This is a genomic window from Planctopirus sp. SH287 (assembly GCF_056500625.1).
Window position 1 is genome coordinate 2,692,501 of sequence record NZ_CM151403.1, and the last position, 15,960, is coordinate 2,708,460.

At 51.7% G+C, this 15,960-nt stretch carries 11 protein-coding genes (1 of these 11 only partly in view); 8 read left to right on the top strand and 3 right to left on the bottom strand.

Annotation, left to right across the window (positions count from 1 at the left end; translation table 11 throughout):
• The 3 genes from SH287x_RS09995 to purD form a co-directional block, all read right to left on the bottom strand.
• Positions 1–466 carry the 5' portion of a hypothetical protein gene (locus SH287x_RS09995; RefSeq protein ID WP_479518572.1) on the bottom strand. The gene continues 206 nt to the left of window position 1, outside the view, so 466 of the gene's 672 nt are visible here — the first part of the coding sequence; its start codon is at positions 464–466; its stop codon lies off the left edge, out of view.
• A 657-nt stretch (positions 467–1,123) separates the two neighbouring features.
• Positions 1,124–2,671, bottom strand: coding sequence for a porin (locus tag SH287x_RS10000; protein ID WP_479518573.1), 1,548 nt, complete (start codon positions 2,669–2,671; stop codon positions 1,124–1,126).
• 1,082 nt (positions 2,672–3,753) lie between these two features.
• On the bottom strand, positions 3,754–5,040 hold the full coding sequence (gene purD, locus SH287x_RS10005) for a phosphoribosylamine--glycine ligase (protein WP_479518693.1): 1,287 nt from the start codon (positions 5,038–5,040) through the stop codon (positions 3,754–3,756).
• Between the two features lie 372 nt (positions 5,041–5,412).
• Between purD and SH287x_RS10010 the strand changes: the two genes are divergently transcribed.
• The 8 genes from SH287x_RS10010 (at position 5,413) to SH287x_RS10045 (ending at position 15,893) form a co-directional block, all read left to right on the top strand.
• Positions 5,413–6,423 (top strand): aspartate-semialdehyde dehydrogenase, encoded by a 1,011-nt coding sequence (locus SH287x_RS10010; protein ID WP_479518574.1) that lies wholly within the window; start codon positions 5,413–5,415, stop codon positions 6,421–6,423.
• Between the two features lie 151 nt (positions 6,424–6,574).
• Positions 6,575–7,849, top strand: a complete 1,275-nt coding sequence (gene lysA / locus SH287x_RS10015) for a diaminopimelate decarboxylase (RefSeq protein ID WP_479518576.1) — start codon at positions 6,575–6,577, stop codon at positions 7,847–7,849.
• Between the two features lie 334 nt (positions 7,850–8,183).
• Entirely contained in the window at positions 8,184–8,606 is a 423-nt protein-coding gene (locus tag SH287x_RS10020) for a hypothetical protein (RefSeq protein ID WP_479518577.1), read from the top strand.
• A gap of 106 nt (positions 8,607–8,712) precedes the next feature.
• Entirely contained in the window at positions 8,713–9,669 is a 957-nt protein-coding gene (locus SH287x_RS10025; RefSeq protein ID WP_479518578.1) for a DUF1559 domain-containing protein, read from the top strand.
• A 328-nt stretch (positions 9,670–9,997) separates the two neighbouring features.
• Positions 9,998–11,254 (top strand): alpha/beta hydrolase family protein, encoded by a 1,257-nt coding sequence (locus SH287x_RS10030; protein ID WP_479518579.1) that lies wholly within the window; start codon positions 9,998–10,000, stop codon positions 11,252–11,254.
• 228 nt (positions 11,255–11,482) lie between these two features.
• Positions 11,483–13,354 (top strand): glycosyltransferase family 39 protein, encoded by a 1,872-nt coding sequence (locus SH287x_RS10035; protein ID WP_479518580.1) that lies wholly within the window; start codon positions 11,483–11,485, stop codon positions 13,352–13,354.
• 153 nt (positions 13,355–13,507) lie between these two features.
• Complete coding sequence (locus SH287x_RS10040) at positions 13,508–13,900, top strand: hypothetical protein (RefSeq protein ID WP_479518581.1); 393 nt, start codon at positions 13,508–13,510, stop codon at positions 13,898–13,900.
• A 463-nt stretch (positions 13,901–14,363) separates the two neighbouring features.
• Positions 14,364–15,893, top strand: a complete 1,530-nt coding sequence (locus SH287x_RS10045; protein ID WP_479518583.1) for an efflux RND transporter periplasmic adaptor subunit — start codon at positions 14,364–14,366, stop codon at positions 15,891–15,893.
• The last annotated feature ends 67 nt before the right edge of the window (positions 15,894–15,960 follow it).

The window sequence follows — 15,960 nt, forward strand, 5'->3', positions numbered from 1 at the left end:
GATTGAATCTCTGCACTCCCGTTGCAACTTGTCCACCTGGGCCAAAGCGATCGTCCTGCCCCCAATCAGCGACGCTCGAGACGCCACCGGAAGGATTCTGAAGACCCCAACCGCCTGAATAGACGAATCTCTGGTCGGCGGACATTCGATTCCACACGGGGTTACTGCTTTTTCCGGGTGCAATTCCCACCAGATCGGGAGCGTATTGGTATGGCCCGCCTGTGTATCGAGGGCGTGATTGAACGGCCCCCCTCTGTTGGCCTTTGTTTTCGGCTCTGTTTTGGCCTCTTGCCTGGGGATTGCGTGAAGGCTGGCTCTGACCAGCCACTTGACTTACCGCCTGAGCAGGCTGGCCATTGGTTCCCACAATGAGTTGGCTCTGTGCCCACGCCTCTTCAAAAGTCCCGCCGATCACGGCCAGTGACAGCATGAACCCAGTCGACAGAGATTTGGTAACCTGTAACATGCTGATTAGTCCCAGCTTAATGGATTTTCCCGACGTCACCCGCCGTCACAAATCGGCGATCTCACCTCCGAAACATGTGACGAAGAGCATTCCATCGGGAATAATATCCCTCTCAACGACGACTTACAGGAAAAATCCGATTGCCGCCAAGTGACAGGAAAGCGGAAAACCAAGCATGACACACTATGCCGCAGTGAAATCCTGGAATCTGTATTAGCGGCTGCAAAGCGTGCTCTTTGCACTTCTATTAGTGCTTTTTGCGTCTCTTGTACGAATCGCAATTTGAAATAGCGCGTTGATAATCTCAAAAACATGCTTGCCCAAAGCTGCTGTCTTTTATCCACAACTTTTTGCAGATCAATTTGAGCGTGGGCGGGGTGCCGTGTGGGGAATTCAAGGTTCTTCGTGCCATTCTCGCGGCTCTGAGCGAGCATGCCGGATGTTCATTTGACACCGATCTTCACTCGCTCCAAAGAGCATGCTTGCTCAAAGCCGCATGGCACACAGAGCGCTCTTTCAAATTGAATGCGTATCGAACCTGATTGACAGGTGAAACGTGAGGCCATGGCCAAACCAAAGAGCCTGGGGAGGTGATCGCAGGGGTGGCACGGAAAATATTTCACGCCGAATTCCCGCTCTCTCTGCCCCCGTCCTTTTTCAATAATTGATCTGAAATTGGGTGCGCAGGATTTGCCCGTTGAACTGGCGGTAAGACTCGCCCGACGAGAAAGCCGTCGTGTTTGTGCGGTCTGTGATGGTGTACTGAGTCACCAGTTCCATCTGGGGATTGAACTGCCACTCCAGACCGAATTCCCATTCGTTGATATGGCTATAGGGAGCGTTGCGTTCTGCTTTATAGCCGCCGCGATAATGATTATAGCGGGCAAAAGGGAACATCGTGCCGCAAGTGTTCGTGTCATACTTATAGTTGATCATGGCATAGCCGCCGGTCAGCGATCTCTCGACGACTTCCGTCTGCGCGTTATTTAGCCCGGGGCCATTCCCCACGTTCCATTCCGCCTGAAAGCCCCAGGGTTGCGGATACCAGACAAAAGTTCCAGCGATGCGTTGATCGGTGATTCCTTCCTCGTTGCCCTGTTCCAACGTGCCCAGAGGCCGGGCGGCGGTGCCTATGCCGCGAGGGGAAATTGGCGAGGAAAGGACGGTGTATTTCCCTGTGTAAGCTTGTACGCCCAGTTCCATGATCTGACCAGAGGACAACTTCATTGGCACTGCAAGACGAGTCACCAGATGGAGGTTGTCATTCTGTTCTACGAATGAGCCGCCTTGTCCGTTATAGACACCAAAGCCGAAGACGCCGTAATTTCCGGAGCCTTTGAGTCCCTCATCCAGCACTTCTTTGAACAGATTCTGGGCTTCTTCGGGCGTCCAATAATAGAATAAGCCTAAATCACGTTCATTCCGGACAGAACTATTAAGCCCATCATTACGATCAAGGGGAATGCGGTTTGAACTGGATTGAAGATTCTCCCATCCATAGGGAACCTTCGATTGTCCGATACGAACCCGATGCACTTTTTCTTTATCGATGTAGAGATCGCCGTACCAATCGCGGATCTGGGCAAACTGATTGGCGTCAGGGCTGCCTGGCACCGATGACGCAAAATCTGTCTGTAAATAGACATACATGTGCTCGGAAACATCGCCCGAAAAAATGACTCGCGCGCGTCGAATCAGAAATCCCTGGCCATCTCCAATCGAGCGGTCACCCACATGATGGGCAGGAGCGCCATTCGGATCTTCATCTGTGATGAGATTGTAGCGGAATTGCGCATAACCTCGAATACTTAACCGGTCATACCACTGTTTGCTTGCTTTTCCCCCAGCGGAATACGTCTGCTGATCGACGGTCGTAATTGAGGGATCGCGCACCTGACTCCATCGATCCTGAACTGTCTGCATCAGGCTCTGGTCGTTCACTTTATTGTTGTGCAACTCAGCATTGAGCCGGGCGATTTCCGATTCGGTTTGTTCCAGCCGGCGTAGCAATTCTTCATTGGAAACCAACGGAGCCACGTCAGGGGACAACATCGGAGTGGTGTTCGGCTGTGTCAGGGCAACGGTATAGGGGCTATCTGCTTCAAGGATTGCCGATGACTCTTCCGCAGCGGCACTTTCTGCCACTGTAACGCAAGTAGAAACCAATGCTGCTGCGGTAAAAATGAACCAACCAGAACAACGCACGCACAATCCCCCGACTGCCAGCCAATATAAGCCTCACATTCGGGATCATCGTCAAATGCGTTAAAGTTTCTGTATGATTTTTCGGCCGTGAAGAAATGGCTCTCAAGTTTGAACGAGACTTTACTAAAAACCTGAAAATTACTAGTCATCGCGGCATTTTCCCATGCCTAGTTTGTGCTCAAGAAGCACAGCCTGCCAATCCAGCTTGCTAATTCCAGAGAGCAAGGCAGAGCGGGATGTCTCGGAACTTGAGGTTTGTCCCTGACCAGCCTGATCGCGCGACCAACTCCCCTTCCTCACTATGGAAAGGATTTTTATGGTGAGGGAAGATTGGAAGAGGCCAGACTTCCGAAGAGGTTGGCCTCACATGCAATGCCATCGCTTGCAATCGATCTGGACTTCTCAACGATTGTCCTGTGTAGTCACACTGGACACTTTACCAGATGACAATGTTGGTAATATTTTGCTTTATCGATTAAGGGATCCTCGTTGGCCGGATTTGTCTGAGGGGCCAGGCGGACTCACTCTTCGGGATTGCCAGCCACCAGATCCAATGAGGGCTGTCATATATCAATGCACTCGTTCTTTGGGCCGGATTCAACAGCCAATCATGGCCATCATGGCTCAAGCGAAGAATTGGCCAGTCATCATTTCCGGGGAGGCTTGAAAGGAGAGAAAAGTCACCCTGAATTGTCACCAGATCACCAGTCAGCGAGTAAGTGCCAGACGTCGATTCTAAACTATCGCTGCAGTACTCGCATTCGGCTCGCCCGTCCGAATGAAGGTAAAGAAAGGTGTCAATGTCTGAACCAACTTTCTTACCATTCCAGCTACGAAAAATCAGTGAACCCTTGCGGAAGAGTTCCGCTCGGTTGATCTGTGCCTGTGGAACAGGAGGCTTGTTGAAGACGATATTTATCGTCCAAATAACTCCCCAAAGCACCATGAAAACCATAATCATGATGAGGATATATGGATTATGTGGGGCGATGCGGCCAAGCCTCAAATGAGGTTGATTTGACATGCAGCGCCCCAAGTACTGTCGATCATTTCACGATAAACGCGACCAGTAAGTTTGCGATCTATTTTCCGGCCTTGCGGTTGGCCTTGTCGGAAATATCCTTGCGGCACCAGGCACCTTCCCAGCGGATACATTTGACGGCTTGATAGGCATGCAGTTTGGCCTGTGGCAGGTCGTCTCCCAAAGCGGTAACGCCCAGCACGCGGCCGCCGTCGGTCAGAACCTGCTCGTTGCTGATTTTTGTCCCGGCATGGAAAACCTTCACATCATTGAGGGCGCCCGCTTCATCCAGACCACGAATCACTTTGTTTTTCGTATAATCACCCGGATATCCTTCGGAAGCCATCACGACACAGACCGATGGCCTTGGATCCCATTCCAGAGGCTCCAATTCGTCGAGCTTGCCTTCAGCGCACGCCATAAGTACCAGCCCAAGGTCACTTTTGAGACGCATCAAGACGGCCTGAGTTTCCGGATCACCAAAACGGACATTAAACTCGAGAACGCGAGGGCCTTGAGCCGTCACCATGATGCCGGCATAGAGGCAGCCACGAAATGGCCGCCCTTCGCGCTTCATCTCATGGACGATCGGCACCAGCACTTTTTCCACGACAATGTCCGTCATCTCTGACGTGACGAGGGGAGCCGGAGAATAGGCCCCCATGCCTCCGGTGTTGGGGCCAGTATCGCCATCGTGAGCCGCCTTGTGATCCTGTGCGGATTCCAGAGGGACAATGGTCGATCCATCGACAAGAGCCAGGATGCTGGCTTCCTCACCAATCAGACAATCCTCAATCACGATCTGCTGGCTGGCGGCTCCAAATTGCTTCTGAAGCAGCATTTTCTTAACGGCTTCGCGGGCTTCCTGCTTGGAAGAACAGACGACCACGCCTTTGCCAGCCGCTAAACCATCGGCCTTGACGACGCAGCGTTCATCGGAGCGTTCATCGATGTAAGAGATGGCTTCGGCAGTGTTTGTGAAAACTCTGAAGTCGGCAGTCGGAACGTTGGCCTTCTTCATCAGTTCCTTGGCAAACTTCTTGCTCCCCTCCAGCTCAGCCGCTTTTTTGGTAGGGCCAAAAATCTTCAGACCATTCTTCAGGAACTCGTCGACCAAGCCGTTGACCAACGGAATCTCCGGGCCAACAACGGTGAGATCAATTTTATTCTTGATCGCAAATTCAACGAGTTTTGCCGTATCAGTGGCCTGAATGACGACGTTTGTGGCATCGACTCCCGTTCCGGGATTACCTGGCGCACAAAAAACCTCAGTCACTGAGGGAGAACGTTTGAGCTGATAAACCAGTGCATGTTCCCGCCCACCTTGACCAATCACCAGCACTCGCATTGCGATCTCTCGTTCTGAAGCAGAAAACGGTCGACTTTTCACTTAATATCCGCATCATAGACGAGAGAGGGCCATCATCGCGACCGTCAGAGAGTTAAACAGAACTTCTTTCCGGGAATATGGTTACGACCAGCAATTATTTTTCGGTCAGAAAGTTGCCACGAGGAGAGACCTGTTTTTCCAGAGTGAGGACACCGTTAAGCACGGCACTTCAGTTCACCTGAAAGCGCTGACTGGCGACTGAACCTTTTGCCGCACTCGGCAATCCATTGGCAACTGGTTATAGTTCCAGTGGTTGGAGACATCGTTATTTGAAGGGTGGTTGCCGTTGGGTCACCCCCGTTTATGGTCTTATGGCCGAAGGACATTGTTGTGTTTGGCACTCTTGCATTGGTTGGCGCCACAGGGGCGGTTGGTCGGATCATGATTCAGCTCCTGGAGGAGCGTCCTCATCTGGCCAAAAACTATAAGTTTCTGGCATCAGCCCGCAGTGTGGGCACAAAAATTTCCTTCAAAGGGAACGACTACGCTATTGAACTGCTGGAACCAGCCGCCTTTCAAGGTGTGGATCTGGTCATCGCGACGACTCCTGATGAAATCGCAGCCGAATATCTTCCCGCGGCTCTGGCGGCTGGCTGCAAGGTGATTGATGAGTCGGGATATTTCCGGATGAATCCTGACGTGGCACTGGTCATCCCGGAAGTGAACCCGGAAGCGGCTCTCAATGCCAAGGGAATGATCGCCAGCCCGAATTGTTCCACGACTCAGATGGTTGTAGCGCTCAAACCTCTCCATGACTATGGCAAGGTCAAACGCGTGATCGTCAGTACCTATCAAGCGGTCAGCGGCGCGGGAGTCCAGGGGATTGATGATCTGATCGGTGCGACCCGAGCAACGCTCGAACATAGCAAGTATGAGCAAAAGGCTTTTAAGTCGCCCATTGCTTTTAACGCGATCCCCCAGATTGGTGGCTTCAAAGACAACGGCTACACGAGCGAAGAGCTCAAGATGGTCTATGAAACCCGCAAGATCATGGGCGATGAATCAATACAGGTCTGCCCGACCTGTATTCGTATTCCCGTGGCGAACTGCCATAGTGAAACCATTCTTGTGGAAACGGAAAAACCGATCTCTGTCGAAAAGGCGAAGGAACTCTTCAGCAACTTCCCGGGGATCACCGTCGTTGATTCTCCCGAGCATGGTGGCTATCCGATGCCGCATAATTGCACCGGCAGCGATCAGGTCTTTATTGGTCGTATTCGCAAGGATTTAACTTGTGATAACGGCCTGGCATTCTGGTGTGTGAGCGACAACCTGCGAAAAGGGGCCGCGACCAATGCCATTCAGATTGCCGAACTTCTTGCTCAGCACATGAAGGCGTGAGCCTGTATCCTGTCGAGTGCATGCCAAGGCACCAGTATTCCAGGCATGCCGCTAGCAATATTAATTGGTGCATTCAGTCGGAACTTCATGCACCCTACTTACTAATTAATTTATCTAAATATATCCCTCTTTCTATTGAAGCGATTTCTGTATGACTCCTTTTAACTATCATGATGGTGAGCTTTACTGCGAAGACGTGCCAGTGGCTCGGATTGCCCGCGAGTTCGGCACGCCTTGCTGGATTTACTCGAAAGCCATGCTATTGCAGCAACTCCAGCAGGTGCAGCAGGCTTTTGCAGCCGTCAATCCTGTGATCTGCTACTCGGTGAAAGCCAATTCCAATCTGGGCATCCTCAAGGTGATGCGCGATGCGGGGAGCAGCTTTGACGTGGTCTCTGGTGGTGAACTTTACCGCGTTAAAGAAGCGGGAGCCGAGACTGCCAAGGTTGTCTTTGCCGGTGTTGGCAAGACAGACGCCGAGATCCAGTTTGCGCTGGAAAATCAGATTCTCATGTTCGATGTCGAGAGCGAGCCGGAACTCGATGCGATTGCCGCTGTTGCTGAAAAAATGGACGTGGTGGCTCCGGTCGCCTTGCGTTTGAATCCTGATATCGACGCCAAGACGCATGCCAAGACCACGACTGGCAAAAAGGGGAATAAGTTTGGCATGGATATCGAACGAGTCTTTGAACTCGCCGATAAAGTGTTGAACAACAAACGCTTGAAGTTGGTCGGCATTCACATGCACCTGGGTTCGCCGATTCTCACCACAGAGCCTTACGAACTGGCGGCGAAGAAGGCGGTTGAAGTGACGCGAGACCTTCGGGCACGCGGCCACGAAATTGGCTGGGTGAATCTTGGGGGCGGTTTTGGCATCAGCTATCGCGGCAACGAAGGCTTGCCCGCCAGTGACTATGCCAAGGTGATTGTTCCCGCCGTTCAGGAAATGGGGGTTCAACTCGCATTGGAACCTGGCCGGTTCATTACCGGGAACTCGGGCATTCTTGTCAGTGAAGTGGTTTACACCAAGCGGGAAGGTGGCAAGCTGTTTGTGATTCAGGACGCCGCCATGAACGACCTGATGCGGCCTGCCATGTATGATTCGTTCCACAAAATCTGGCCGGTCAAGTCGTCTGGTGAGCCTGCCAACTACGAAGGCGAGATCGCGGGTTGCGAACCCTGCGATGTGGTCGGGCCGGTCTGTGAATCGGGAGATTACTTCGCCAAGGGCCGCTCTTTACCGCCGGTACAACGTGGCGATCTGATCTCGATTTTCAGTGCCGGGGCTTATGGCACCTCGATGAGCAGTAACTACAATTCACGGCCCCGCGCTGTCGAGCTTCTGGTTGATGGCGGCCACGTTCAGGTCATCCGCCGGCGGGAAACTTACGCAGATCTGATTGCCGCCGAGGTGGATTGTCAGTAGGAGACGCTGCCGGGTTTTCTCTAAACAATTGACTTTTTTCACCGCACACACCAGACGCAGAGAGCGTCTGATGTGTGCGTTTTTTTATGAATCGACAACTTTTTGTCCACTGCTCGTTTAGTAAGAGATCCCTCTTGCAGCTCTCAGTAAATCTGCCAAAGAGCTTCCGCAGTCCCATTGGCGATTGATAGGAACCACAGTATTCTTTAATGTGTAGATGTCTTGATTTTTTAGCCGATGAAAATCATCGGATCAGCGTATTACTGCGTGCAATCCATTTTTTCTTGTTCCGATTTCCTCTTTTCGTTTCATCTCAACAGGTCATTTTCAGCCAATGAAGTCTTTTTCTCTCCTGACAAAACGAATTTCTTGCCTTCTGATCTCGTCCTTTTGCCTGGGATTTCTGGCCATGGGATGTGGCGGGGGTGCCGATGGCCCGGCCCGATTCCAGGTGACTGGAACCGTCAAATATGACGGGCAGCCCATTCCCCGGGGGACGATCAGCTTTTTTCCCAACGTGGCGAAAGGGACAGAAGGCCCCACCGGTTCAGCGAAAATTGTTGACGGGAAGTACGACACGCGTCTGGAAGGAGGGGCATCCCCTATTGCCGGCGAATTGATTGTTCAAGTCGATGGCTTTGGCCCGCCTGTTCCCAATGAAGAGTTCCCCAAGCCACTTTTTAAGTCATATCAGACGGATCTGACGATGCCTGCCAAGGCTCATGTTTTTGACGTCGACGTTCCTAAAAAGAAGTAACTTCAAATCGAACTGTTCGCCGATTGCTTGTCTTTATCCCGTCTGTCTTTGTCCGGTTATTCAACTGACTATCTTCTTTAGTTCTTGTTTTTAGAGGAATTTTGCCATGTCTTCGCAGGTCATTCCATCGAATCAACCGCTGCCAAAAAATGGGCGAAAGGCTTTTACATTGATCGAATTGCTGGTGGTGATTGCCATCATCGCCATTCTGATCGCGCTGCTCTTGCCCGCCGTCCAGCAGGCGCGTGAAGCTGCCCGCCGCAGCCAGTGTAAAAACAATCTCAAGCAAATTGGCCTGGCACTTCATAACTATCACGACAATTTCCTGACCTTCCCTCCGGGCTGGGTCACGAGGATCAATCCCTCAATTCCTTACAACGACAACCGTTTTTCAGGTACGGGAAGTGGTGGTCGTTTCGGGTGGTCATTCATGATTCTCCCTTACATGGATCAAGCACCGCTCTACAACACAATTAATTTTGCCACGGTAGATGACGTACCAAGTGGGACAACCAATCCGGATTTTGCGAGAACTCTTCCCGCATTCCGTTGCCCATCAGATCCCGGCCCCAGTGTGTCGACCGCCAATGGTAAGGGCTGGGCTATTTCTAACTACCTTGGGAACTATGGACATTTAAATCCTGGCGGGCACGAATTTCTGCAGACGTCTTCTGGAATTTTCTTTGGAAACAGCAAAATCGGTATCAGAGACATCACTGACGGGACGTCCAACACTCTGTTGGCCGGCGAATGCTCCACACGCCAGTATGGTATTATCCTGAGAAATCCCGGTGCCGGTTCCTGGGTCGGGCTGATGCAAAACAAGCAGAATGATATGGTGACGCGCACAACTGATCCCCTTTCACGAATGAATGGGTCAAGTGCCGTCGCAGATGGTTCCCGTGATGGCTTTGGGAGTTATCACACCGGGGGTGCCCATTTCCTGATGGGGGATGGAGCCGTGAGGTTCATTAGTGAAAACATCAGCTCATCAACCGGAACAACGGGGACTTATCAGCGACTTGGTGGACGCAGCGATGGCGAAGTCGTGGGTGAGTATTAACCTTACGGCGGCCAGCTCTATCTTAATTTTAATAAGCCTCAATTTCTGACGCAGCCTTGGCTGAATAAACATTGAGACATCATTTTCAGGGGGATCGGCTCATCACAAGAGTTGATCCCCCTTTTGTTATTTCAAGCCACTCGAAGATGATTAACCATTGGCTATTCTCAATCTCTTCACCTGGCCAATCCTGTCCGATGGTTTCTGTCCGATGGATTCCTGGGGGCTGTGATTTGAGAAGCCGAAGCCAGTTCATGCTGGATCGTGCAAGCTCTGTCGGGCAGAATGTGCAAATCTCTGCCATGATACTGCCTTGAGAGACTATTCCATGAGATGTCGCTTTTCCGCACTGGCTACTGGTTGGACACTGACCTGTTTTTTCTGGCTGCTGCTGGCTCCTCTCTTACAGGCTGAAGACCAGTCCGTGGGGCCATGGGATCTGGCAACGCAGTTTTCAGTGCCGGAAATGACGTGGGAACCGGGGGAAGGCCCGGTCAAATCGCTGTTCTATGCCGGCGAGAAATACCAGGGACACGACACACGGGTCTTCGCCTATTACGCCTCACCTGCGACTTTGAAGGGCCAAGTGATCAACACAACCGATCCAGCCCAAAAATATCCGGGAGTGGTGCTGGTTCATGGCGGTGGAGGAACGGCTTTCCCCCAATGGGCTGAATTATGGGCCAAGCGAGGATATGCGGCCATTGCGATGGATTTAGCCGGCCATCGTCCGATTGAAGAAAAAAAATCGCGGCAGAGACTAACGGATGGAGGGCCGAATCAGTCGGATGACACCAAATTCGGCCATCTTGACGAGCCTGTGACAGAAAATTGGCCTTATCACGCGGTGGCCAACGTCATTCGAGCACATTCCTTGTTAAGAAGTTTTCCAGAAGTTGATGCTGATAAAACCGCTGTCACGGGAATTTCCTGGGGGGGCTATCTGACCTGTCTGGTGGCATCGGTAGATGACCGCTTCAAAGCTGCAGTGCCTGTTTATGGCTGCGGATTTCTTCATGAGAACAGCGTTTGGCTTGCCCCGCATTTTGAGAAGATGTCAAAGGCCCATCGCGAGCGCTGGGTCTCACTTTACGATCCTTCCAGCTATTTAGGAAAATGCCGCGTTCCGATCTTGTTTATCAACGGGACAAACGACTTCGCCTATCCACTGGATAGCTATATGAAGTCGTATCAACTCGTTCCTGGTGAAAAGAATCTGCGGGTGACGGTTAATATGCCGCACGGGCATGAAGCGGGATGGGCACCTCAGGAAATTGGCGCTTTTATTGATCAAAAACTTCTCAATACGGATCCTCTTCCGAAAGTGACAAACATCCGGCTTGATGAGGAAGATCTCTTCGTCGAAACCACTCCCACTGACGGCCAGTCCCAAGCCCGCCTGGCTTACACTATAGAAACCGGCCCGATCAATAAGCGAAAGTGGGCTTTTTTAGATAGCCGGGCTGATAGCAAGACACTTCGATTTCCACCACCTCCCAAGGAAGCCACGGCGTGGTTCGTGACGATCACTGACGCACGCGGTCTGACGGTGAGCAGTGAAGTCCAGTTTCGAGATAAAGACTAAAAGTTTGTCCGGAAAGGCTCCTTCTCCCCTCGTGGAAGTTTGGGGTGAGGGGGCCGATGAATCCTCAGTGTTTCCAAAGCTAATACACCCCCTCATCCGGCCTGCGGCCACCTTCTCCCTCGAGGGGGAAGGATTTGAGTGTTTTCGTGACCAGCGGCCTGATTCTTCTTTGAACAGGCTCTGCCTTGATATGCTGCACTTCACTCGACTGTATAAAAATGGCGAGAGATGTCGAGAAAGCCTTCACCAACTCCAACGGGTCATTGGCTGCCATTGGCGCTGCTGCTCGCAGCGATCGTTCGCATTATCTATTTATTCCAGCTCTGGGAAAGCCCGCTTGCTCAGCTCTATCGGGCGGATCATCAGTTTTACCGCGAATGGGGTCAACGAATTGCGGGAGGCACGCTTTCCGATGGACACGTCTTCGAGCAAGGCCCGCTCTATGCCTATCTGCTGGGACTCTTTTATGCCGTTTTCGGAATAAATGACCTTCTCCTCATAAGCATTCAGTCGGCCAGCGGACTAGTGCTGGTCTGGCTGGTGTGGCGCATTGGCCAGATGGCATTTAACGAACCGACGGCGCGGCTTGCGGCTATCGTCGTCGCTCTCTATGGGCCACTCGTGTTTTTTGAAGGAATGGTCATGAAGACCTTCCTGGAACCGCTGGGTTGTACATTCCTGGCTTACGCGCTGCTCAAAATGGAGAGCACGCCCCCTCATCGTCGCTGGCTCTGGATGGTGATCAGTAGTGGAACGGTCGGTGCGTTATGCCTTGTGCGTGAAAATTATCTCCTGTTAATGATCCCGGTGCTTGGGATCGTGATGACCAGTGGTGAAACATGGAGAAGCCGAGTTCTTGCGGCCTTGCTATCAATCGTCGTCGTTGCCGGGATGACGATACCGGCGACTCTCCATAATTTTTCGGTCTCCGGGGAACCTGTCTGGATCACGTCTGGCGGTGGTGAAGTTTTTTACATGGCTTGGGGGCCAGAAGCGACGGGTTATTATAAACCGGCTCCGTTCATCCGCCCCGACCCTGTTTTTGAGCATGAGGACTTTCGCCTGGAAGCTGCCCGGAGGTTGGGACAACCCGTCAGCTATGGTCAATCATCCGCCTACTGGACGCGAGAAGCGCTGCTACAAGCTGCGCGTCATCCCGTCCAGTCTCTTGTGCTAATCGTCCGAAAACTGGTCATTTCCTTCAATGATTTTGAAGTTCCTGACAGCGAATATTTTGATGTCGCGCGTAATTGGATTTCTCTCCTATTACTGCTTCCCACTTTTGGCTGGATTTCGGGATGGGGACTATTAGGATTCTGGTTTGCCTGTATTAAAGATCGTCGGCGTCTGATCGTTATTTCTATTATCCTGGTGATCTTGTCAGGCATCGTGTTGACCTATAACTTTTCACGATTCCGGATCGGAATGGCGCCGTTATGGATCCTGATGGGATCGTTCGCCCTGGTCTCGATCGTCGAAGGGCTGAGATCGACAGATCGCCGCCGCCAGTGGAAGTCGTTTGCCTGGCTGATCACGGGAGGGCTACTCAGTCTGGCCTCATTTCTCCCGCCACCAGGGTATGTCGAAGCAAGGTATCCTCTCATCGCGGACGGCTACCAGCAGTATCTGACTGATCGAGTAAAACGTATTCGCCAAGCGGAAAAACAACTCGCCCATGTTGCAAAAGTCAATACGCCCGAAAGTCAATTGAAACTGGCTGAACTCTATGACGTTGCCAAACTGACTGACTTGGCCGAGTCACACTACCGGGAGGTGTTGCGACTAGAACCACGGCAGGTCGATGCGATGATGCAACTGGCTGTTCTTCTGGGAGAAAAAGGGGACTATGCCGCTGCGGAAGTTTTGCTACTTCAGGCGCTAGAGATTCAACCGACAAATGCTGACCTCTGGGCGAATCTGGGGAATTGCCGCTTTCACCAGGCATTACGCGGCACACTTTCAAAAACTCAACGAACCGAGTATCTGAATCAAGCCTTGCAAGCATATCAAAAAGGACTAGAGACTAATCCCAGTCATTCGACCTGTGTTCAAGGAATTCAAGGTGTGAATCAGTCGTTAAACCAGCCTCTGGGTTCCTGATCTTTTACTTGAGCCTGCTGCTTGAGCATTTGACGTTGCAGGGAGTGAAGCCATACGATAGGCATTGTTGAACTTCTGAGGGTCTCTGCTGTGTTCTGCAAATTGCCAATACGCCGCTGTTCATGGGATTCCCTGCTGAGGGGATTGCTGGCGGTGTTGTCATTGCAGGCCTCGTTTGCCTGGGGACATCAGCATTCAGGTCACTCTGCCGACATTGCGGCACATATTGCGCACTATCATTCTGGTCAATGCGACGCCTGGAAACTTGGCTGGCACTGGCATCTGACCATACCTGGTGCTCCCGGTGATCTGCCTGCCAGGCAGGAGTCGTCGCAACAGGTTCTTCCGCGACTGGCCGTGATCAGCACCCCTTCCTTACAGGGCGAACACCATGCCAACGGCTGTGGGATTGAAGCGGATCTGCTGAGGACACAGCATTACCAGTTTAAGAGTGCAGCCCCTTGGTGGCTTGGGATGGAAGGCTTTAGCTCGCCGGGCGGACAAGTTATACCAGCCCATCTCCTCGTCTGCCGGCTAGTTTGCTGAAAACGATCAACCGGATTGTGACCAGTCCTGCTTGTGCATCCCCCAAGATTTCCGGGATGGGGTGACTGGCATCGAAGGATGGCTCTCACTGACAACTACTGCCGTGTCACGGCTTTGTCTTTGGGTTGATGTCGCCGCAACGTCCTCCGTTGTCGGACTTAACGACAGAAGAGACCCGAATTTTATCCTCTGACAATGCACTCCTTGTCTTTGATGAGTAGTTCTGACTCAGTGGTAAAGCCAACCTCACCATCTGTTACTCCGTTGATGGGTCTTGGCCGTTTCTCGGACGCACACGCCCGCGCTGAGATTTCTCGGCTCCCATCACCAGCTGCATGGCAGTTTTCGTCAGTCAAATGTGTCTGGTTTTTTTAGCCATACGCGTGACCAGACGCATTTCAACACTGAGGGGGCGGCTCACTCGATCATCTTGCTTTTTCGTTAGATATCACTGGAGTTTCCCATGAAATTCTTCTCTAGTCGTGCCAGAAAGTTTGCTTTACTCGTCGTGGTGGCCCTGGGGGGCATCGGGGGAGTTTTCTATTTATTTAGTTCAGAAATCCGCCACCTACAAGTGGCTACTTCGCATCGATCGAATCACGGTTCTGAGAAGCCACGCTCTGAGATATTGAAGAACGATTCGGTTAGCGATCATGAGGCTGATTCGCCAGATCTTGCAGTCATTGACTTTCCCCGCAACTTATGGGCAGCCGCGGGCCTTCATATTGAACCAATCGTAGTTGCGCCATTGCCGGAATCAATTTCACTGAGTGGTAAGGTCACTTTAAATGAGGACAAGCTGGCCCACGTGTTTCCCTTGGTCAATGGACGTGCCGATGAAGTCAAAGTTCGTTTTGGGCAACACGTGAAGCAGGGAGAGTTGCTGGTGGTTGTCCAAAGCCAGGAAGTTGGGCAGGGAATGCTGCAACTTTTCCAGGAGCGGCTCAATCTGGAGTTCATCGAAAGTAAGGATCAATGGATACAGGATATCGGAAAAAATACGCTGACGATGATCGAAATGATACGAGCGAACTCATCGATAGATGCCATCGAGGCGGCCCTCAAAAATCATACGGTGGGTGAATACCGTGAGCGGCTGATGAATGCTTATGTGGCTTACCTTAAAGCGCAAGCCAATCTCGAGAGATTGTCGCCTTTGTCAAAAAACGGGGCTGTCCCTGCAAGACAATTTCTTGAAGCGGAATCCGATGTCAATGCGACGCGGGCTAGCCTTCAGTCGTTGCTGGAGCAGATTTCTCAGGATGCTCTCCAGGCGATACGGCTTTCCGCACAAGCAGTCAAAGAACTCCAGACAAAGATCGCGGTCTCTGAGACCAATCTCAAAATTCTGGGTTTTCAACCAAAAGATCTTCAGGAAATCGATCCGGCTCAGCAAGGTGAGCAACTTGCTCACTACCCGGTCACAGCTCCTTTTGACGGAACTGTCATCTCTAAAGATGTCGTACTTTTTGAACGGATCAGCCCAGATCGCCAGATTCTCACAATCGCTGACCTCTCAACGGTCTGGGTCACGGCAGATATTTATGAGGCACACTTGCCAATACTGTCTCAATTAACAAACCAGACGATTCGTTTGCGTTGCGATGCCTGGCCCGGTCGGGAATTTGAGGCCACCATTTTCTATACGGGAGACATTGTGCAGGAGTCCACACGCACACTCTCTTTGCGTGCTGTCGCTGACAACGCAAACGGGCTTCTTAAGCCCGGTATGTTTATGACGATCGACCTTCCAAACCTCAATTCGTCTAATGTTCTACAGGTTCCGCTCACAGCCATTCAGGATTTTGAAGGGCATTCGTTTGTTTTCATTCAGGTAGATGACGAGCGTTTTCGTCGTCAGGAAGTTGTATTCGGGCGTCGCAATCGCCTCAGTGCCGAGGTGATTTCAGGGGTCAAAGCGGGGGATCGTATCGCGACAAAAGGCGGCTTCGCATTGAAATCCCGCATGCTTGAAAATCTGCTGGCAGATTAGTCACGGTTCGTCCCGTCGTCTATACGCTTCATGGCTGCAATTTCATATCTATCGATTTATCACGAAT